This is a genomic window from Aeromicrobium sp., from assembly GCF_032084975.1.
In the GTDB taxonomy this organism is placed as follows: Bacteria; Actinomycetota; Actinomycetes; order Propionibacteriales; family Nocardioidaceae; genus Aeromicrobium.
The window spans coordinates 25,917-45,558 of record NZ_DAMDLR010000019.1 but is presented as its reverse complement, the minus strand read 5'-3'; the positions used below and the strand labels follow the sequence as shown (position 1 = coordinate 45,558).

Below are 19,642 nucleotides of genomic sequence, written 5' to 3'. Positions count from 1 at the left end.
GCCTCGCGGCTGTGACTGCCCGCGAGAAGGCCCCGGCGGGCCCCTGTGGACGGACGCACGAACGCCGCCGGACCTGTGGACGAGCCACGGTCCGACGGCGTCGGCGCAGTGAAGGAGGACCCCGGTCAGACGGCCTTCGTCATCCAGCCGTGACGGTCGTCGGCGCGGCCGTACTGGATGTCGACGAGCGCCGCGCGGATGTCCGTGGTGACCTTGCCGGACTCGCCGTCTGCGGCGCTGTCCACCTCGCCACCGTCCCACTTGAGCTTGCCGACCGGCGTCACGACCGCGGCGGTGCCACACGCGAAGACCTCGGTGATGGTGCCGTTCGCGACACCCTCGCGCCATTCGTCGATGGACACCCTGCGCTCGATGACGTCGTGACCGAGGTCGCGAGCGAGCGTGAGGATCGAGTCCCGCGTGATCCCCTCGAGGATCGACCCGGTCAGCTCGGGCGTGACGATCGAGCCGTCGGCGTGCACGAAGTACAGATTCATCCCGCCGAGCTCCTCGATCCAGCGGTGCTCGACCGAGTCCAGGAACGCGACCTGCGCACAGCCGTGGGCGAACGCCTCCTGCTGCGGCAGCAGGCTGGCGGCGTAGTTGCCGCCGCACTTGGCGGCACCGGTGCCACCGGTGCCGGCGCGGCTGAACTCCGACGAGAGCCAGATGTCGACCGGCTTCACGCCCTCGGCGAAGTACGCGCCCGCGGGCGACGCGATGACCGAATACGTGACGTGCTGGCTGGGCCGCACCCCCAGGAAGACCTCGGAGGCGAACATGAAGGGGCGCAGGTACAGGCTGCGCTCCTCGCCCGTGGGGACCCAGTCGCGGTCTGCCTCGATGAGCGCGCGGACCGAGCCGAGGAACCACTCGACGGGCAGCTCGGGCAGGGCCAGGCGATGGGCCGAGCGCTGCAGGCGCGCGGCGTTGGCCTCGGGGCGGAACAGCCACACCGAGCCGTCGGCGTGGGCGTAGGCCTTGAGGCCCTCGAAGATCTCCTGCGCGTAGTGCAGCACCGCCGTCGCCGGATCGAGGGACAGCGGCCCGTACGGCACGACACGTGCGTTGTGCCAGCCGGCCTCCGGGGTCCACTCGGTGAGGAACATGTGGTCGGTGAAGTGATTGCCGAAGCCGGGATCGACAAGGATCCCCGCCCGGTCGTCAGCACTGCGCGCGTTCGGATTGCGCTCGGTGCGCGGGGTGAACGCGGGGGTGGTCATGGCGGACACGATAGTCCTTTCGGCCGTGGGGGTGGTGGTCGTCAGACGACCGGTACCGCCCCGGCCACGCGCGTCGCGATGGCCTCCCCCACCTCCTGCGTCGAGCGCGGCTGACCCGCCCGCGCGGCGATGTCGGCCTCGACGGCCTCGGTGATGCGCGCCGCCTCTGCGGCGTGGCCGAGGTGCTCGAGCAGCAGCCCCGCCGAGAGGATAGCCGCGGTCGGGTCCGCCTTGGACTGGCCCGCGATGTCAGGAGCCGACCCGTGCACGGGCTCGAACATGCTCGGCGCCGTGCGATCGGGGTTGACGTTGCCGCTGGCGGCCAGGCCGATGCCGCCGGTGATGGCGGCGGCCAGGTCGGTCAGGATGTCGCCGAACAGGTTGTCGGTGACGATGACGTCGAAACGGCCCGGATCGGTCGCGAGGAAGATCGTCGCGGCGTCGACGTGCAGGTAGTCGACCGTGACCTCGGGGAACTCGGCGGCGACGGCATCGACCGTGCGGCTCCACAGGTGTCCGGCGTGGACGAGCACGTTGTTCTTGTGCACGAGCGTCAGCTTGCGGCGCGGACGCGCCTGGGCGCGGGCGAACGCGTCGCGGACGACCCGCTCGACACCGAACGCGGTGTTGAGGCTGACCTCGGTGGCGACCTCCTGGGGCGTGCCCACGCGGATCGCGCCGCCGTTGCCGACGTACGGGCCCTCGGTGCCCTCACGCACGACCACGAAGTCGATCTCACCGGGGTCGGCCAGCGGCGTCGGAACGCCGGCGAACAGCTTGCTCGGACGCAGGTTGACGTAGTGGTCCAGCTCGAAGCGCAGGCGCAGCAGCAGTCCGCGCTCGAGCACTCCTGACGGCACCGACGGGTCGCCGACGGCACCGAGCAGGATCGCGTCGTGCCCACGGATCTCCTCGAGGACCGAGTCGGGCAGCGTCTCGCCGGTGGCGTGCCAGCGGCGCGCCCCCAGGTCGTAGGCCGTCCGTTCGAACGTCAACCCCGCGTCGGCGGCGACGACGTCGAGAACCTTCAGGGCCTGGTCGGTGACCTCGGGGCCGATGCCGTCACCGGCAACGACCGCGAGCGAGTAAGAGCTGGTCATGCGTCCATCCTAGAACTGGTCATCTCAGATGCTGAAACTCGGGTCTCGCACTCTGGTCAGTTGTCCTCGGGAACGACGTCCAGCTCGTCGTGGTCCTCGCGCAGGTGCGCCGGTCCCCATTCGATGGTGAGAGTCGGTTCGTACATGAGTGCTCCTCTGGGTGGCGGTGAAAGGGGTGTGCGGGATCCGACGGGTCCGGCGACACTGCGGGGCCACGCGCTGCGACGGGTGAGTCGATCAGCGATTCAGAGGAGGAGAACCAGGTCCTGGTCCAGAACATCTGCTGCAGAGTCGTCGAGCCAACGCCGAAACTCCGCGGCAGGTGTGGCCCTAGGAGGTCCTGCCGCGGCAAGCGATGATTACGAGCTGCTTCCGCATGGACGTGAGCGTACACGAGGCCCGGGTCCATCTGCGGGCACCCGCGCCACACGTCTCATCCCATGAGCCACGCGACCCCCGGGCACCCGTCGTGAAACACTGGCGTGATGAGCGCACCGGCCGAGGTTCCCGAACTGGTCGCCCGCGCGCTGGACCTGTCCCGGCGCCGCGGGTTCATCACGTCGACCCGCAGCGAGACCGGCCGCCTCCTGGCCACCCTCGCCGCGTCGCGCACCGGCACGCTCGCCGAGCTGGGCACCGGTTGCGGTGTCGGCTCGGCCTGGCTCTCCAGCGGTGCCCCCAAGGGCGCGCACATCGTCACCGCCGAGCTCGATCCGGGCCTGACCAAGGACGTGCAGGAGATCTTCCACGACGCCGAGAACGTCGAGGTGACGTGCGGCGACTGGACCGTGCTCGAGCAGTACGCGCCGTTCTCGCTGCTGTTCGTGGACGTCCGCGACGTGATGGCCAGCATCGACGTGCTGGCCGACCTCCTCGAACCGGGCGGCATCGCGGTGCTCGACGACTTCAGCCCCTCGCAGTTCTGGCCGCCCATCGTCGACGGCCAGGTCGACTCGATCCGCGAGCAGTGGCTCACCGACGAGCGCTTCGTCGCGGTCGAGATGCTGATCGACCCGGACGCCAGCCTGATCATCGCCACGCGGCGCTGATCGTCGGCCCGGCGATCGACCCACTTCCTCACCTACTGTCGGATCACGGGGATCAATCCCGTGTCGACGGAAGGAAGCTGTCATGTCCGATCCGAGCGTCACCCACTCACCCAAGGGAGTCCGCACCGTCGGGCTCCTGTCGATCATCGCCGGCATCGTGCTCGTCGTCGCCGGCGCCGCGACCTGGTACGTCGTCACCGACCAGCTCACCGCCCAGAACATCACCGTCTCCGACGACGCCGACATGTTCGCCGGCAAGAAGGTCAACGGACCCTTGGACGCGTACGCCCAGGCCCAGGTGATCGACAAGCATGCGCTGGAGGCCACCGGCGGCAAGACCTACGCCGAGCTCGAGCAGGACGACCCGTTGCGCGAGGTGGCCATGAACGCGTCGTTCCTGCGCGCGTCGCTGTTCACGTCGGTCGTCGCCTACGGCGTCGCACTGTTCGCGATGGGCATGGGCCTGTTGTGGATCATGCTCGGCTGGTCGCTGCGCCGACTGGCGCCCTGAGCGACCGGAATCAGCGGGCGACCGACTCGGCGGTCGCTCGCGGCCTGACCTCGAACCACGGCAGGGAGAACTGCACGATCGGCCCGATCATCAGGGCGTAGAGCACGGTCCCGAGGCCGACCGTGCCGCCGAGCGCGAACCCGGCCACCACGACCGTGACCTCGAGCGCCGTGCGCACGAGGCGCACGCTGGCGCCGGTGCGGGCGACGATCCCGGTCCACAACCCGTCGCGAGGACCGGGCCCCAGCCCCGCCCCGACGTACATCGCACCCGCGACGCCGTTGCCGACGATGCCGCCGACCAGCAGCAGCACCGCGACGGCCAGGTGTCCGGCGTCGGGAAGCACGTCGAGCGTGGCGTCCGCGGCCAGGCCGATGACGATGACGTTGGCGATCGTCCCGAAGCCCGGACGCTGACGCAGGGGGATCCACAGCAGCAGCACGGCCGCGCCGACCGCGATGACCACCTGGCCGAAGGTCAGCGGGACGTGGAGCGCGAGACCCTCGTGGAAGACGTCCCAGGGGTCCAGGCCCAGTCCGGAGCGGACCAGCATCGCCATCGTGGCGCCGTAGAGCCACAGCCCGACGAAGAGCTGGACGAGCCGGCGCGTCATCCGCGACCCTGCTGGCGGACGATGGGGGCGTTCGGCACGCGTCGCAGGCCGTCGACGCGGACGGCCCGCACCGTGGCGATCATGCCCCAGACGGCGAGGGCGGCGAGAAGGATCCACCAGAACATGATGCCAGCATGCGCTCAAGTGGACTTGGTTTCCATAGCCAGTCGTGCCACAGTGGCCCCCATGGAGCGTCCCTCTCCCCTGTCAGCGCGTCGACTGGCCTCGATCATCGATGCGTGGGACGCCGGCGCCGGGCCCGCCTACCAGCGCCTTTCCGACCGGATCCGCACCGCGGTGATGGACGGCCGGATCCCCACCGGCACCCGACTGCCCAGCGAGCGGGCCCTGGCCGACGCCACCGGCCTCAGCCGCACGACCACCACCCGCGCCTACGAGGCGCTGCGGTCGACGGGTCTCGCCCGCACCCGCCACGGGTCGGGAACGGTCATCGAGGTCCCCCTGGGCGCGGCAGGCTCGACCAGCATGCTGGGGCGACCCTCGCGACCGGACGGGGTCGCACTCACCGCGGCCGCGACCGAGGCGCCCGACGGGTTCACGTCGCTCGTGGAGCAGGCCATGCGCAGCCTGCCGGCCGTCCTGGCGACCGACGGCTACCTGCCGGACGGACTGCCCGTCCTGCGCGAGCGACTGGCCCGGCGCTTCACCTCGCAGGGACTCCCGACCGATCCGGAGCAGATCGTCGTCACCACGGGCGCCCAGAGCGCCCTCTCGCTGCTGATCTCGGTGCTCGTGCGGCCGGGCGACCGGGTGATGGTCGAGGGATGCGGCTACCCGCACGCGTTCGACATGCTCGGCCGCGCCGGAGCGCGTCTGGTGCCGCTCCCCGTCGGGCCGACGCCGTGGTCCCTCGACGACGCGGCGCGGATCGCGCCAGCCGTCCAGACCGCTCTACTGGTGGCCGACTTCCACAACCCGACCGGCGCGCTGATGTCGTCGGACGACCGCCGCACGATCGCGGGGATGCTCACGTCCGCGGGGGTCACCACCATCGTGGACGAGACACTGCGCGACCTGAACGTGAGCGGCGTGCCGATGCCCGAGCCCTACGCCGTGCACGATGCACGTGCCATCATCGTGGGCTCGGCCGCGAAGTCGCTGTGGGGTGGCCTGCGGATCGGCTGGATCCGGGCGCCGCGGTCGCTCGTGCCCAAGCTCGTGCAGGAGCGCATGGTCCGCGACCTGGGCACGGCCGCCCTCGACCAGCTCGTCGTCGCGACGGCCCTCGAGGACGGCGAGATCATGCCCGCGGGACGAGCCGCCGAGCTGCGCCTGCGGCGGGATGCGCTCATCGACGCGGTCGGCCGGCAGCTGCCGGACTGGCGCCTGAACCGTCCGGACGGAGGACTGTCCGTCTGGGCCACCCTGCCCGACCCCGTCAGCTCGGCCCTGACCCTCGCGGCCGAGGACGAGGGACTGACGCTCACCCCCGGCCCACGATTCTTCCCGACGCACCCCGCACTGGGCGAGCGCCACCTGCGACTGCCCTTCGTGCTGCCGCTCCCCCGCCTCGAGGACGCCGTCTCGCGCCTCGCCCGGGCGTGGCACCGGGTCGGTGCCGGACAGGCCTCCGCTCCCCGCGACCCGGACACGGTCGACCTGATCGCCTGAATGGCGTCCGTCACCCTCGCGGTGCTCGTGTTGCGGTGAGTCCAGCGACGCCTCAAAGTCCTGTACAGGCCGCCCGACCGGGGTCCCGGCCGCCGGACGGTCGAGGAGCGTCATGGACCTGCTGCGCAAGAAGAACGTGGACGACGTCATCCACCAGAACGACGACACCGAGGAGGCGTCGGGGCACGGCAAGCTCAGGCAGCACCTGTCGGCACTGGATCTTGTGGGCTTCGGGATCGGCATCGTCATCGGCACCGGCATCTTCACGCTGACGGGCCTGCAGGCGCGTGACAACGCCGGTCCGAGCGTGACGATCTCGTTCCTCATCGCCGGAGCCGTCGCCCTGCTCGCGGCCCTGTGCTACGCCGAGCTCGCGTCCGCCGTGCCCACCGCCGGCAGCTCGTACACGTACAGCTACACGACGATCGGCGAGATCTTCGCGTGGATCATCGCGTGGGACCTGATCCTCGAGTTCGCCCTCGGCTCCGCCGTGGTCGCCCGAGGGTGGTCGGGCTACCTGGCCGGTGTCTTCGACCTGCCGGAGAAGTGGTTCGCCGAGGACGGCTCCGTCGTGAACGTCGGCGCCATCGCCATCGTGCTGGTGCTGGGCCTGGTCGCGATGCGCGGTATCCGCGAGTCCGCCTGGGTCACCAACGGACTCGTCGTCGTCAAGGTGGTGGTGTGCGTCTTCGTCATCGCGGTCGGCGCCTTCTACGTCAAGACCGGCAACCTGGTGCCGTTCATCCCGGACTCGAGGCCGCCGGAGGGCGCCGGCTCCGAAGGTGGGCTGCACGCTCCGCTGTGGCAGTTCGTGACCGGGATCGAACCGGCGACGTTCGGCATCACGGGCATCTTCGTCGCAGCCGCCGTCGTGTTCTTCGCCTACTCCGGGTTCGAGGCCGTCGCCAACCTGGGCGAGGAGACACGCAAGCCCGAGCGGGACATGCCCCTCGGACTGCTGGGCACGCTCGGCGTCTGCACCGCGCTCTACGTCGGCGTGTGCCTCGTGATCACCGGCATGGTGCACTACTCGGAGCTGTCGAGGGGCGACGCCGTGGCGGACGTGTTCGACCAGGTCGGGCTGGAGTGGGCGGGCATCCTCATCGGCATCGCGGCCGTCGCGGGCCTGACCTCGGTCATCCTGGTCGACCTCGTGGCGATGCCGCGCATCGGCTTCGCACTCGCCCGGGACGGCTTGTTGCCCGACGCGTTCCGCCGCATCCACCCCACGTGGGGCACGCCCGTGCTGATGACCGGCCTGACGGTCGTCGCCGTCGCGTTGCTCGCCGGGTTCATCCCGATCTCGGTCCTGGCCGAGATGGTCAGCATCGGCACCCTGTTCGCCTTCGTCGTGGTCGCGATCGCCGTCATCGTGCTGCGCAGGACCCAGCCGGACATGAACCGTCCCTTCCGCACCCCGTGGGTCCCGTTCCTGCCGATCGTCACGGTCTTCGCGTGCGTCGGCCTGATGGCGAGCCTCAAGGTCGACACGTGGCTGCGCTTCATCGTGTGGCTGGTGCTGGGCTTCATCGTGTACTTCGCCTACGGCTACCGGCATTCGCACCTGAACAAGGCCGCGAGGAAGGAGGCGGCGTGAGCATCGTCGTCGGGTTCGGCAGCGACACCCGCAGCACCGCACCGCTGGACCTGGCCGCCGACATCGCGCGCACGACCGGCGAGCAGATCGTCCTGGTCAGCGTGGTCCAGGACAGCTGGGGAACCCTGCACGACCACGCCGGTGTCGACGACGACTGGCACCGCCAGGTGCGTGCGCAGGCCACCGAGGCGCTGGCCGGAGCACGCGACCACCTCGGCGAGCACGACGTGACGACGCGAGCCCGAACGGCCCGGTCGGTCCCGCAGTCGCTGCTCGAGGAGACGCGCGAGGCCGGGGCACGGTTGCTCGTCACCGGCTCGGCGACCCACGGAGCGCTGGGACGGATCGCCTTCGGCAGCACCAACGACCGGCTGGCACACAGCGCCGAGACGCCCGTCGCCATCGCTCCGCGCGGCTACGTGGCGCATCCAGGCGGGATCGAGCGGCTCGTCGTCGCCGTCGACCCGACGGTGTCCGACGAGGCCCTCGCCAAGCCTGTCGCCGACCTGGCGGGTTGGCTGGGCGTCCCGGTCGAGATCGTCACGTTCGCGGTGCGCAGCGGCTCGCGCAGCGCCTTCGCCACGTTCGCCAGCCTCGAGATCGCGCGGGCCTGGTCCGACATGGTCCGCGACCACCAGCTGCGCTTGGCCGGCCGGATCCGCGAGCTGGCACCCGGCACGACCGTCAGCACCGTGCAGGTCAGCACGGGCGAGCGCTGGTCGCTGGCGCTGGAGTCCTACGGCTGGCGAGCGGGCGACCTCCTCGCCGTGGGGTCGAGCCAGCACGGGCCGGTGGCGCGCGTCTTCGTCGGCTCGACCGCGACGCGCATCGTCAACCACAGTCCCGTGCCGGTCGTGCTGCTCCCCCGCCCCGCTCCCGCACGGTCCGCCGTCGGGCGGCCCCGCAAGCACTGAGCGCGGCGCCCCACGTCGACCCGGAGGTCGACGGGGACGCCGCGCTCGGCGTGAGGATGCGCCGCGTCAGCGAGCGGCAGTGCCCTCGGTGTAGTCGTCGTCGGCCTGCTTCCACGAGAAGTGGGCGCGCAGCGTCTTGCCGGTGGCCTCGATCGGGTGACCGGCCTCCTTCTCGCGCAGCTCGAGGAACTCCTTGCCACCGTTGTCCTGGTCGGAGATGAAGCGCTCGGCGAAGGCACCGGACTGGATGTCCGACAGGACCTCCTGCATGCGCTGCTTCACGCCGGCGTCGATGACGCGCGGGCCCGAGACGTAGTCGCCGTACTCGGCCGTGTCCGAGACGCTCCAGCGCTGCTTCGCGATGCCGCCCTCGAACATGAGGTCGACGATGAGCTTCAGCTCGTGCAGCACCTCGAAGTAGGCGATCTCGGGCTGGTAGCCAGCCTCGGTCAGCACCTCGAAACCGGCCTGGACGAGGTGGGAGACGCCACCGCACAGGACGGCCTGCTCGCCGAACAGGTCGGTCTCGGTCTCCTCGGTGAACGTCGTCTTGATCACGCCGGCACGCGTGCCGCCGATGCCCTTGGCGTACGAGAGGGCAAGCTGCCACGCCTGACCGGAGGCGTCCTGCTCGACTCCGATGATGTCCGGGATGCCGCGACCCGCGACGAACTCGCGGCGCACCGTGTGGCCGGGCGCCTTGGGCGCGACCATGATCACGTCGATGCCCTCGGCCGGCTTGATGTAGCCGAAGCGGATGTTGAAGCCGTGACCGAACACGAGGGTGTCACCGGTCGTCAGGTTCGGCTCGATCGACTCGGCGTAGATGTGACGCTGGACCTGGTCGGGCGCGAGGATGACGATGACGTCGGACTCCTCGACCGCCTCGGCGACGGACAGGACGCGCAGGCCCTCGGCCTCGGCCTTGGCCTTGCTCTTGCTTCCCTCCGCCAGGCCGACGCGGACGTCGACGCCGGAGTCCCGCAGGTTGAGCGCGTGGGCGTGACCCTGGCTGCCGTAGCCGATCACGGCCACGTTCTTGCCCTGGATCAGTGCCAGGTCGGCGTCGTCGTCATAGAACAGTTCAGCCACGGTTATCGGTTCTCCTTGGTTGGGGTGGAGGGCGCAGTGCGTGCGCCCGCGCAGGGTTGGGAGTCGGTGGATCAGCCCGCTGCCGTGCCGGGCACGGAACGCATCGTGCGGTCGGTGATCGACCGCGAGCCGCGACCGATCGCGACGCGCCCGGACTGCGCGATCTCGCGGATGCCGAAGGGCTCGAGCACGTTGAGCATCGCAGTGAGCTTGCCGGCATCGCCGGTGGCCTCGATCGTGACCGAGTCCTGCGCGACGTCGACGACCTTCGCGCGGAACAGCTGGACGGTCTCGAGGACCTGGCCACGCGAGTGCTGGTCGGTGCGGACCTTGATCAGCATGAGCTCGCGCTCGACGGCGCTGCCCGAGTCGAGCTCGACGATCTTGAGCACGTTCACCAGCTTGTTGAGCTGCTTGGTGACCTGCTCCAGCGGGAGCTCCTCGACGTTGACGACGATCGTCATGCGCGAGATCTCGGGGATCTCGGTGGGACCGACGGCCAGCGAGTCGATGTTGAAGCCGCGGCGCATGAACAGGCTCGAGACACGGGCCAGGACGCCCGGCGTGTTCTCGACCAGGACGCTCAGGGTGTGTTGGGGCATCAGAGGTCCTCGTCTTCCCACTCGGGAGCCAGATCGCGGGCGATCTTGATGTCGTCGTTGCTGGTGCCGGCGGCGACCATCGGCCAGACCATCGCGTCGCGCTCGACGACGAAGTCGATGACGACCGGGACGTCGTTGATGCTCATGGCCTTGGCGATGACGTCGTCCAGCTCGTCCTCGCTCTCGCAGCGCAGGCCGACGCAGCCGTAGGCCTCGGCGAGCTTGACGAAGTCGGGAATGCGGCGCGCGCCGATGGACTCGGGACCCGTGTTGAGGTCGGTGTTGGAGTAGCGGCCCTCGTAGAACAGGGTCTGCCACTGGCGCACCATGCCCAGGGACGAGTTGTTGATGACCGCGACCTTGATCGGGATGCCCTCGATCGCGCAGGTGGCCAGCTCCTGGTTGGTCATCTGGAAGCAGCCGTCGCCGTCGATGGCCCACACGACCCGGTCGGGCTGGCCGACCTTGGCACCCATGGCGGCGGGGACGCCGTAGCCCATCGTGCCGGCGCCACCGGAGTTGAGCCACTGGCGCGGGCGCTCGTACTGGACGAAGTGCGCGGCCCACATCTGGTGCTGGCCCACGCCCGACGTGTAGACGGCCTCCGGCCCGGCGGCCGCGTTGATGCGCTCGATCACCGTCTGGGGCGCGAGGCCCTCGGCCGGCTTGTCGTAGGCGACCGGGAACTTCGCCTTGACGCCCAGGATGTACTGGCGCCATTCGCCGTACTCGCCGGTGAGCTGGTCCTCGTCGGACTGCTTCTGCAGCGCGCGGACCAGGTCGGCGATGACCTCGCGGGCGTCGCCCACGATCGGCACGTCGGCCGTGCGGTTCTTGCTGATCTCGGCCGGGTCGATGTCGGCGTGGATGACCTTCGCCCCGGGTGCGAACGTGGGCAGGTCGCCCGTGACGCGGTCGTCGAAGCGCGCGCCCAGGGTGATGAGCAGGTCGGACTTCTGCAGGCCCGCGACCGCCGCGACCGAGCCGTGCATGCCGGGCATGCCCAGGTGCAGCTCGTGCGAGTCGGGGAACGCGCCGCGCGCCATCAGCGTGGTCACGACGGGGATCTGGGTGAGCTCGGCGAGGATCTTGAGCTCGGCGGCCGCATCGGCCTTGATGACGCCGCCACCGACGTACAGCACCGGGCGCTCGGCCTCGGCGATCAGGCGGGCGGCCTCGCGGACCTGCTTGTTGTGCGGACGCGTGGTGGGGCGGTAGCCCGGCAGCGCCAGCTCGTGCGGCCACTGGAACGTGGTCATCGCCTGGAGGGCGTCCTTGGCCACGTCGACCAGGACGGGACCCGGGCGGCCGGTGATGGCGATGTGGAACGCCTCGGCCACGACGCGCGGGATCTCCTCGGGGTCGGTGACCAGGAAGCTGTGCTTGGTGATCGGCATCGTGATGCCGCGGATGTCCGCCTCCTGGAAGGCGTCCGAGCCGATGACGGTGCTGGCGACCTGGCCGGTCACCGCGACGATCGGCACCGAGTCGAGATAGGCGTCGGCGATCGCGGTGACGAGGTTGGTGGCGCCGGGACCGGAGGTGGCCATGCAGACGCCGACCTTGCCGGTGACCATCGCGTAGCCCTGCGCCGCGTGGCCGGCTCCCTGCTCGTGGCGGACCAGCACGTGGCGGATCGAGGAGTCGAACAGCGGGTCGTACGCCGGCAGGATCGCTCCGCCGGGGATGCCGAAGATGACTTCCACCCCGGCCTGTTCCAGTGATCGGACGAGGCTCTGGGCCCCGGTCATCGGCTCTGGTGCCGTCTCGGTCATCTCCGTACCCGTCTCGTAGGCCGGCCTCGCCGTCATGGCCGGTGCTCGGTTCCCCATCGTATTCCCTGCCTCTCGTCGTGGATTCATCGCATGAAAAAACCCCCGGCCCTGAGGCGACGAGGGTTTGACGCGCGGCGCGAGCCGGCGCGTCAGCGAAGTACGAGAAGCAGTCGGTGCATGTGACCAGTGTGCTTCGCCGGTGCGATGTGGTCAAGTTGTGAGATTCCGTGTCCACGATGCGGACGGGATGGTTCGTCAGGTCGCTGCCAGGAGCTGCTCGGCCGCGAGGGGACGGTCCGCCATCACGACCCTCGTGCCGCCGGGGACGAGACGGTCGGGTCCGCGCCAGACCTCGCTCAGCCCACACCGCTCGGCCGTCCGCCGGGACGCCGAGTTGTGGTCGAGCAGGTAGGCCACCACGGGCGCCTCGGGCCGGACCTCGGCGGCCGCCGCGATGGCCGCTCGCGCGATCTCGGTCGCGTAGCCGTGCCCGTGGTGCTCGGCCGCGACCCGGTAGTAGAGGTTCCACAGTCCGCCCGGCCGCAGCCGCACGCCGCCGATGCCGACGAAGCCGCCGTCCGCACGCCGTCGGACGGCCCAGTAGCCGAGCCCGTCCCGAGCCCACTCCTGCACGTACTGCGTGAGGTCGTCGACGGTGCGCTGCTCGTCCGTGGACACGCCCTCGGGCCAATGCGTCCACAGTCGCGGATCGGCGTTCACCGCATGGACCTCGCGCAGGTCGTCGAGGGACGCCGCGCGCAGGTCCAGCCGCTCGGTCACCACGTGCGCAAGGTCCATGCTCACCAAGGGAACGGTTCGTAGTCCTTGAGGAAGACGCCGTGCAGGTCGACGCCGGCCTCGCCCTGGACGATCGGGTCGTAGACGCGGGCCGCGCCGTCGACGAGGTCGAGCGGGGCCTTGAAGCCCTCCTCGGCGAGACGCTTCTTCGTGACGTGGGGGCGCTCATCGGTGATCCAGCCGGTGTCGACGGCGGTCATCAGGATGCCGTCGCTCTCGAGCATCTCGCGGGCGCTGGTGCGGGTGAGCATGTTGAGCGCGGCCTTGGCCATGTTCGTGTGCGGGTGGCCGGGGCCCTTGTACCCGCGCGAGAACTGGCCCTCCATCGCCGAGACGTTGACGACGTACTTGCGGCGCGCGGGCGACGCGGCCATGGCGGGTCGCAGGCGGCTGACCAGGATGAACGGCGCGACGCTGTTGCACAGCTGGACCTCGAGCAGCTCGAGCGCATCGACCTGCCCGACGTGCTGGACCCAGCTGTTGGTGTCGACGAGGTCGGGCAGCAGTCCCCCGGCGTCGATCCGCTCGAGGTCGGCGGACCCGGCCTCGAGCGCGATGGACGTGAGCTCCTCGGCCGTGACGGCGTCACCGGCGAGCGCCGGGTGCGAGGCGACGGAGCCGACGAGAGCCGCGGGGTGGGCGTCGCTGGTGTGGCCGAACGTGACCAGCTCGGGAGTGAAGCCCTCGGGCAGCGGCTGGGCCTCGGCATCCGCGATCGCCTGGTAGGCGCCGGGCTGGCGCTTGACGGTCTGGGCGGCGTTGTTGACCAGGATGTCGAGCGGGCCCGCGGCGGCGACGTTGTCCGCGAGTCCGATCACCTGGGCCGGGTCGCGCAGGTCGATGCCGACGACCTTGAGCCGGTCGAGCCACTGGTCGCTGTCGGGCTGGGCGCTGAAGCGGCGGACCGCGTCGCGCGGGAAGCGGGTGGTGATCGTGAGGTGGGCGCCGTCGCGCAGCAGGCGCAGCGCGATGTACATGCCGATCTTGGCGCGGCCGCCCGTGAGCAGGGCGCGCTTGCCCGTGAGGTCGGTGCGGGCGTCGCGCTTGGCGTGGCTCATCGCGGCGCACTCGGGGCACAGCTGGTGGTAGAACGCGTCGACGACGGTGTACTTGGTCTTGCAGATGTAGCAGGCGCGCGCGACGGACAGGACCCCCGCCGAGGCGCCCTTCGTGCTGGAGACCAGCGTGATCCCGGCCGTCTCGTCGTCGATGCGGCGCGGCGAGCCGGTGGCGGTCAGGGCCACGACCTGCTGGTCGGCCTCGTTGACGGCGTCGCGCTTGGCCTTGCGGCGCTGCTTCTTGACGTCCTTGTAGAACTTCCCGCACGCCCGCCGCAGCGCCACGTACGCCTCGTCCTCGTCGCCGAGGTGCTGGGCCTCACCCAGGACCTTGAGGGCGGTCGCGAGTTCGTCGTCGGTGAAGTTCGGCACCCCGGAATCCTAACGACCGGAGCCGAGACGAGGTTGGCCCGCATGGGAGAATCGGCCAGTGACCACGCGCCTCGCCACCGCTGCGCCCGGCGCCGTCGTCCCCTCCCGCGACCATCGCCTCGAGATCCAGGGGCTGCGCGCGCTCGCGGCGCTGCTCGTCGTGGTCTACCACCTGTGGCCGGGGCGCGTGCCCGGCGGCTATGTCGGCGTGGACATCTTCTTCGTCATCTCGGGCTTCCTGATCACCAGCCACCTGTTGCGCGAGATCGACCGCGACGGACGCATCTCGTTCGCGCAGTTCTGGGCCCGGCGCGCGCGACGCCTGCTGCCCGCCGCGCTCTCGGTGATCGCGGTGTCCGGCGTGGCGACGTGGCTGTGGGTTCCGCAGCAGTACTGGTCGCAGTTCTACCGCGAGATGATCGCCTCGGCGGCGTACGTCGAGAACTGGCTGCTGGCCGGCGACTCGGTGGACTACCTCGCCCAGGAGAACATCGCGTCGCCCGTCCAGCACTACTGGACCTTGTCGGTGGAGGAGCAGTTCTACGTCTTCTGGCCGCTGCTGGTGGCGCTGGGCCTGTGGCTCGCGGTCCGGCTGGGTCGCGATCGCCGCCACATGATCGCCGCGGTGCTCGGCGTGGTCGTCGCCGCGAGTCTCGTGCACAGCCTGTATCTCGTGGCGCAGGGCGTCCCCCAGGCGTACTTCGCGACCACGACCCGCGCGTGGGAGTTCGGCGCGGGAGCCCTGTTGGCCTTCGCCCCCGGCGTCCTCAACCGCCTGTCGGACGTGGCGCGCTCGGTCGTCTCCTGGGGCGCGCTCGCCTTCATGGTCGGCGCGGGACTGTTCTTCGACCACGCCACCCCCGTCCCGGGACTGCCGATCGTGGCGCTCGTCCTGGCCGTCGTGCTGTTCATCGCGGCGGGCTCGCCGGGTTCGGTCCTCTCCCCCATGCCGCTGCTGCGCCGGCGATCCGTGCAGTGGACCGGCGACGTCTCCTACGCCCTGTACCTGTGGCACTGGCCTCTCATCGTGCTGATGCCGTTCGTGCGCGGTCGCGAGAACGGGCCGTACGCGCTGGTGGGGATCCTGGTCCTGACCTTCGTGCTGTCCGGGCTGTCCACCCGGCTCATCGAGGACCCGGTGCGCACCTCCACGTTCCTGAGGCGACGCCGGCCGCGGCTGACGTACGGGCTCACGGTCGCTGCGATGGCGGCCGTGATCGTTCCCTCCCTGATGGCGATCAGCTCCAGCGAGCAAGCACTGGAGCGCGACCAGCAGATCGCCGAGACGATCGCCAGCGAGGCTCCGAAGTGCTTCGGCGCAGCCTCGCACGATCCCGAGAAGCCGTGCGAGAACCCCGAGCTGGACCGGCTGCAGATCCCCGAGCCGAGGTCCGCCAACGGTGACCGTCCGCCCGAGGGCTGGTGCTCACAGCGTCCCGTCGGCGAGCCGATCAAGCCGTGCACCGGGGGCGACTGGACCGACCCCGACACCCTCAAGGTCGCCATCGTCGGTGACTCGCACGCCCGCATGATGAGCTCGGTGCTGCGCGAGTGGGCCGACGAGGGCAAGGTCGCGTGGGACGGCTACTTCCAGAGCGGCTGCGTGTGGACCACGGCCGAACCGTGGCGCGTGAGGTACGTCGACGAATGCGTCGACTTCAAGCAGCAGATGGCCACGATCATGGCCGACGACGCCGACCGCTACGACCTCGTCATCACGACGGCGCGGGCCGACCGGATCCCCGGCGACGCGCAGGAGCGCACCGACGGACTGCTGGAGGCGTGGTCCTCGGCGACCGACCGCGGCGTCCCGGTCGTCGCCCTCTCGGACGTCCCGTTGCAGGAGCGCAACGAGGTCAACGCGTGCCTCGAGCAGACGACGCAGGAGCGGCAGTCCGACTGTGCGCTCGACCGGGCCGCGACGCTCGTCGAGCCCGACCCGTTCCTCGCCGCCGCCGAGGCGGGTGAGCGCACGCACGGGATCGACCTGCACGACGTCCTGTGCGACGAGAGGAAGTGCCCCGCCGTCATCGGCGGCGTCACCGTCTACGCCGACTCGAACCACCTCACCGACACGTTCGTGCGCACCATGGCGCCGATCGTGTGGCGCGAGCTCAAGCGCACCGGGCTCACTGGCTGACCGGGCGGCCCGCCCGGTGGGCGAGATGTGTAGAGCCGCGTACCTTTCTGGGCTCCAGAAGGTACGCGGCTCTACAGATCTCGGTCCCGCGGGCGGGACGCGTCAGCCGGTGACCGCTCCGTGCGCGGCCGAGCTGACCAGCTTGCGGTACTTCGCGAGCACACCGGAGGTGTACTTCGGCGGGTTGGGCTCCCAGCCGACCTTGCGCTGCTCGAGATCCGCCTCGTCGATCTCGACGTCGAGCGTCTTGTTCGCCACGTCGAGCGTGATCGGGTCGCCGTCGCGGACGAAGGCGATCGGTCCGCCGTCGACGGCCTCGGGGGCGACGTGGCCGACGCACAGGCCGGTCGTGCCGCCGGAGAAGCGCCCGTCGGTCAGCAGCAGGACGTCCTTGCCCAGGCCGGCGCCCTTGATGGCACCGGTGATGGCCAGCATCTCGCGCATGCCGGGTCCACCCTTGGGGCCCTCGTAGCGGATGACGACCACGTCTCCGGCGACGACGGTGCCGTCCTCCAGCGCGTCCATCGCGGCGCGCTCGCCGTCGAACACGCGGGCGGTGCCGCGGAACACCGACTCGTCGAAGCCGGCGCTCTTGACGACCGCGCCCTCGGGAGCCAGCGAGCCGTGCAGGATCGTGAGGCCGCCGGTCTGGTGGATCGGCTGGTCGAGCGGGCGGATGACGTCGCCGTCCAGGCCCAGGTCGATGTGCGCGAGGTTCTCGGCCATCGTCTTGCCGGTCACCGTCATGACGTCGCCGTGCATGAGGCCCGCGTCGAGCAGCGCCTTCATGATCACGGGGATGCCGCCGACCTTGTCGACATCGTTCATGACGTAGCGACCGAAGGGCTTGAGGTCGCCCAGGTGCGGGACCTTGTCGCCGACGCGGCTGAAGTCGTCGAGGGTCAGCGGGACACCGGCCTCGCGGGCGATCGCCAGCAGGTGCAGGACGGCGTTGGTCGAGCCGCCGAGCGCCATGACCACGGTGATCGCGTTCTCGAAGGCCTCGAGCGTCATGATGTCGCGGGCGGTGATGCCCTTGCGCAGCAGCTCGACGACGGCCTCGCCGGACTTGCGGGCGTACTCGTCGCGGCGGCGGTCGGGAGCCGGCGGCGCGGCCGAGCCGGGCAGGCTCATGCCGAGCGCCTCGGCGGCCGAGGCCATGGTGTTGGCGGTGTACATGCCGCCGCAGGCGCCCTCGCCGGGGCAGATCGCGCGCTCGATGCGGTCGACCTCGTCGCGGGTGATCAGACCCTTCATGCAGGCGCCGACGGCCTCGAAGGCGTCGATGATCGTGACGTCCTTGCCGTCGACGTTGCCCGGCAGGGTCGAGCCGGCGTAGAGGAAGACGCTGGACAGGTCGAGGCGCGCGGCAGCCATGAGCATGCCGGGAAGGGACTTGTCGCAGCCGGCCAGCAGGACCGAGCCGTCAAGGCGCTCGGCCGACATGACGACCTCGACCGAGTCCGCGATGACCTCACGGCTGACGAGCGAGAAGTGCATGCCCTCGTGGCCCATGCTGATGCCGTCGGAGACGCTGATGGTGCCGAACTCGAGCGGGTAGCCGCCACCGGTGTGCACGCCCTCCTTGACGGCCTTCGCGAGGCGGTCGAGCGAGAGGTTGCAGGGGGTGATCTCGTTCCAGCTGGACGCGACGCCGATCTGGGGCTTCACCCAGTCGTCGTCCCCCATGCCCACCGCGCGGAGCATGCCGCGGGCGGCGGTCTTCTCCAGACCGTCGGTGACGTCGCGACTGCGCGGCTTGATGTCGATGTCGGGGGTCTCGGGGGTCTCGGCCATGAACGCATCGTACGACCGGCCGGGTGTCGCTCCGCCGCCCGGTCAGAACAGCGGGACGAGCGCCAGCGCCATGAACCAGCTGACGAAGCTGCCGACCAGGACGTACTCGGCGCGCGAGCCGTCGCCCTCGTCCTTGGAGATCTCGGGGAACCGCAGGATGCCCTTGGCGGCCAGGATCGCCGCCACTCCCCCGTAGTTGCCGCCGACGGCGAACGCGAACACCATGACTCGCTCGAGGGGGCCGATGACGCGACCGCCCTTGAGCCGGCGCTCCTCCCCCAGCAGGCCGCGTCCGACGTGGTCGAGCACCTCGCGCACGACGGCGTTGGCCGGACCGATCAGCGCGATGGCGGTGACCAGGGCCAGGACGAACTCGTCGAGGCCGACGCCGAGCAGGCCGGGGATCCCGAGGCCCTCGAACCAGTCGAGCATCGGCGGGCGGTCGCGGTCGATGAACGGCGAGGCGACGAGAGCGAGCACGCCGGCGATGCCGGACGCGATCATCCCGGGCACGCGCCACGACGAGAGGGTGCGCGCGCTGGCCCACCACAGGCCGACGACCGCGGGCAGCCAGCCGGCGCCGGGCCCGTAGCCGAGGCCGTGGGCGACCAGGACGACGATCGCGATCATCGCGATGGCTTCGAGGGCGACGATCCAGACGGTGTCGACGTGGCGCAGGTACTCGGCGAGGCAGATCGCGAGCAGGACCAGGGCGAGCAGAGCCATCAGCGCACCACCTCCAGGCCGTCGATGACGGCGAGGGCCCCACTGCGGCGCAGCGACTGCGACACGGCCGACGCCGAGATGCCCTCGCTCTCGGCGAGCTGGCGCTGGGTGCGACCCTGCAGCAGACCCAGTACGAGCCGTCGCTGGCGGCCGTCGAAGCCACTGACGACATGGTCACGAGCCATCACGTACGCGTTCACCGTTCCCCCTTCGTGCACCCACGTGCGCAGGCCGGTCTGGCGTGCGACGCGACGCTCGACCTCACCGATCGCTTCGCGCGCGTTCCACCAGGCCGGGCCGTCCTGCGTGAGACCGTACTCGGACCGACCGACGACTTCGATCGCGCCGCGGCCGATGCCGACGCGGGCGTCCATCGTCTCGGGAAGGGCGAGCCGGACCACGAGCGCCGCCAGCAGGGCGTCGGCGACCGTCTCGTGGGTCGACTGGAACTCGTCGCCGATCGTGGGCGCAGGCGCCTGCCGGGACGGAGCGATCTCGGCCGCGAGCGCCAGGGCTGAGATGAGCGCCTCCTGGGCGGCGGCACGCGAGGGAACGTCACGCGAGGCCACGAGGTCGCCGATGACGGCCACGCTCTCGATCGGTTCAGCCGAGGGCTTCATTTCCATGAAATGAAGTCTATGCC

At 70.5% G+C, this 19,642-nt stretch carries 18 protein-coding genes; 6 read left to right on the top strand and 12 right to left on the bottom strand.

The window, feature by feature from the left end:
* Nucleotides 1–125 precede the first annotated feature (125 nt).
* On the bottom strand, nt 126–1,223 hold the full coding sequence (locus RT323_RS07055) for a branched-chain amino acid aminotransferase (RefSeq protein WP_313406349.1): 1,098 nt from the start codon (nt 1,221–1,223) through the stop codon (nt 126–128).
* 41 nt (nt 1,224–1,264) lie between these two features.
* On the bottom strand, nt 1,265–2,323 hold the full coding sequence (locus RT323_RS07050) for a 3-isopropylmalate dehydrogenase (RefSeq protein WP_313406347.1): 1,059 nt from the start codon (nt 2,321–2,323) through the stop codon (nt 1,265–1,267).
* Between the two features lie 485 nt (nt 2,324–2,808).
* Here RT323_RS07050 and RT323_RS07045 point away from each other — a divergent pair, with 485 nt between their 5' ends.
* Together RT323_RS07045 and RT323_RS07040 are read left to right on the top strand one after the other, a co-directional pair.
* Nucleotides 2,809–3,372 carry a class I SAM-dependent methyltransferase gene (locus RT323_RS07045; RefSeq protein WP_313406345.1) on the top strand — a complete coding sequence of 188 codons (564 nt, stop codon included), beginning with the start codon at nt 2,809–2,811 and terminating at the stop codon, nt 3,370–3,372.
* Between the two features lie 82 nt (nt 3,373–3,454).
* Entirely contained in the window at nt 3,455–3,883 is a 429-nt protein-coding gene (locus RT323_RS07040) for an aromatic ring-opening dioxygenase LigA (RefSeq protein ID WP_313406343.1), read from the top strand.
* 10 nt (nt 3,884–3,893) lie between these two features.
* Here RT323_RS07040 and RT323_RS07035 read toward each other — a convergent pair whose 3' ends face one another.
* Nucleotides 3,894–4,496 carry a hypothetical protein gene (locus tag RT323_RS07035; RefSeq protein WP_313406341.1) on the bottom strand — a complete coding sequence of 201 codons (603 nt, stop codon included), beginning with the start codon at nt 4,494–4,496 and terminating at the stop codon, nt 3,894–3,896.
* The gene (locus RT323_RS07030; protein ID WP_313406339.1) at nt 4,493–4,621 is read right to left on the bottom strand and encodes a hypothetical protein; all 129 of its coding nucleotides are present in this window, start codon (nt 4,619–4,621) and stop codon (nt 4,493–4,495) included. The genes RT323_RS07035 and RT323_RS07030 overlap by 4 nt, the downstream gene beginning before the upstream one ends.
* Nucleotides 4,622–4,682: 61 nt before the next feature.
* Between RT323_RS07030 and RT323_RS07025 the strand changes: the two genes are divergently transcribed.
* The 3 genes from RT323_RS07025 to RT323_RS07015 all read left to right on the top strand — a co-directional run bounded on the left by RT323_RS07025 (nt 4,683) and on the right by RT323_RS07015 (nt 8,639).
* Complete coding sequence (locus RT323_RS07025; RefSeq protein WP_313406337.1) at nt 4,683–6,128, top strand: PLP-dependent aminotransferase family protein; 1,446 nt, start codon at nt 4,683–4,685, stop codon at nt 6,126–6,128.
* Nucleotides 6,129–6,240: 112 nt separating this feature from the next.
* On the top strand, nt 6,241–7,725 hold the full coding sequence (locus tag RT323_RS07020) for an amino acid permease (protein ID WP_313406335.1): 1,485 nt from the start codon (nt 6,241–6,243) through the stop codon (nt 7,723–7,725).
* Nucleotides 7,722–8,639 carry a universal stress protein gene (locus RT323_RS07015; protein WP_313406332.1) on the top strand — a complete coding sequence of 306 codons (918 nt, stop codon included), beginning with the start codon at nt 7,722–7,724 and terminating at the stop codon, nt 8,637–8,639. The genes RT323_RS07020 and RT323_RS07015 overlap by 4 nt, the downstream gene beginning before the upstream one ends.
* A gap of 66 nt (nt 8,640–8,705) precedes the next feature.
* Here RT323_RS07015 and ilvC read toward each other — a convergent pair whose 3' ends face one another.
* The 5 genes from ilvC to RT323_RS06990 all read right to left on the bottom strand — a co-directional run bounded on the left by ilvC (nt 8,706) and on the right by RT323_RS06990 (nt 14,336).
* The gene (gene ilvC, locus RT323_RS07010) at nt 8,706–9,731 is read right to left on the bottom strand and encodes a ketol-acid reductoisomerase (protein ID WP_313406329.1); all 1,026 of its coding nucleotides are present in this window, start codon (nt 9,729–9,731) and stop codon (nt 8,706–8,708) included.
* Between the two features lie 71 nt (nt 9,732–9,802).
* Nucleotides 9,803–10,333, bottom strand: a complete 531-nt coding sequence (ilvN, locus tag RT323_RS07005) for an acetolactate synthase small subunit (RefSeq protein ID WP_313406327.1) — start codon at nt 10,331–10,333, stop codon at nt 9,803–9,805.
* On the bottom strand, nt 10,333–12,144 hold the full coding sequence (locus tag RT323_RS07000; protein WP_313406324.1) for an acetolactate synthase large subunit: 1,812 nt from the start codon (nt 12,142–12,144) through the stop codon (nt 10,333–10,335). Before RT323_RS07000 ends, ilvN begins: the two co-directional genes overlap by 1 nt.
* A 219-nt stretch (nt 12,145–12,363) precedes the next feature.
* Nucleotides 12,364–12,906 carry a GNAT family protein gene (locus tag RT323_RS06995; protein WP_313406380.1) on the bottom strand — a complete coding sequence of 181 codons (543 nt, stop codon included), beginning with the start codon at nt 12,904–12,906 and terminating at the stop codon, nt 12,364–12,366.
* 2 nt (nt 12,907–12,908) lie between these two features.
* Nucleotides 12,909–14,336 (bottom strand): SDR family NAD(P)-dependent oxidoreductase, encoded by a 1,428-nt coding sequence (locus RT323_RS06990; protein WP_313406322.1) that lies wholly within the window; start codon nt 14,334–14,336, stop codon nt 12,909–12,911.
* Between the two features lie 58 nt (nt 14,337–14,394).
* On the opposite strand from RT323_RS06990, the gene RT323_RS06985 reads away from it, so the two are divergent.
* On the top strand, nt 14,395–16,476 hold the full coding sequence (locus RT323_RS06985; protein ID WP_313406321.1) for an acyltransferase family protein: 2,082 nt from the start codon (nt 14,395–14,397) through the stop codon (nt 16,474–16,476).
* Nucleotides 16,477–16,578: 102 nt separating this feature from the next.
* Here RT323_RS06985 and ilvD read toward each other — a convergent pair whose 3' ends face one another.
* From ilvD to RT323_RS06970, 3 genes are read right to left on the bottom strand one after another with little or no spacing between them, the layout of a single operon-like run.
* Nucleotides 16,579–18,273 carry a dihydroxy-acid dehydratase gene (gene ilvD, locus RT323_RS06980; RefSeq protein ID WP_313406319.1) on the bottom strand — a complete coding sequence of 565 codons (1,695 nt, stop codon included), beginning with the start codon at nt 18,271–18,273 and terminating at the stop codon, nt 16,579–16,581.
* A 42-nt stretch (nt 18,274–18,315) separates the two neighbouring features.
* Complete coding sequence (locus RT323_RS06975; RefSeq protein ID WP_313406318.1) at nt 18,316–18,999, bottom strand: hypothetical protein; 684 nt, start codon at nt 18,997–18,999, stop codon at nt 18,316–18,318.
* On the bottom strand, nt 18,999–19,625 hold the full coding sequence (locus tag RT323_RS06970; protein ID WP_313406316.1) for a SatD family protein: 627 nt from the start codon (nt 19,623–19,625) through the stop codon (nt 18,999–19,001). The genes RT323_RS06975 and RT323_RS06970 overlap by 1 nt, the downstream gene beginning before the upstream one ends.
* Nucleotides 19,626–19,642 lie beyond the last annotated feature (17 nt).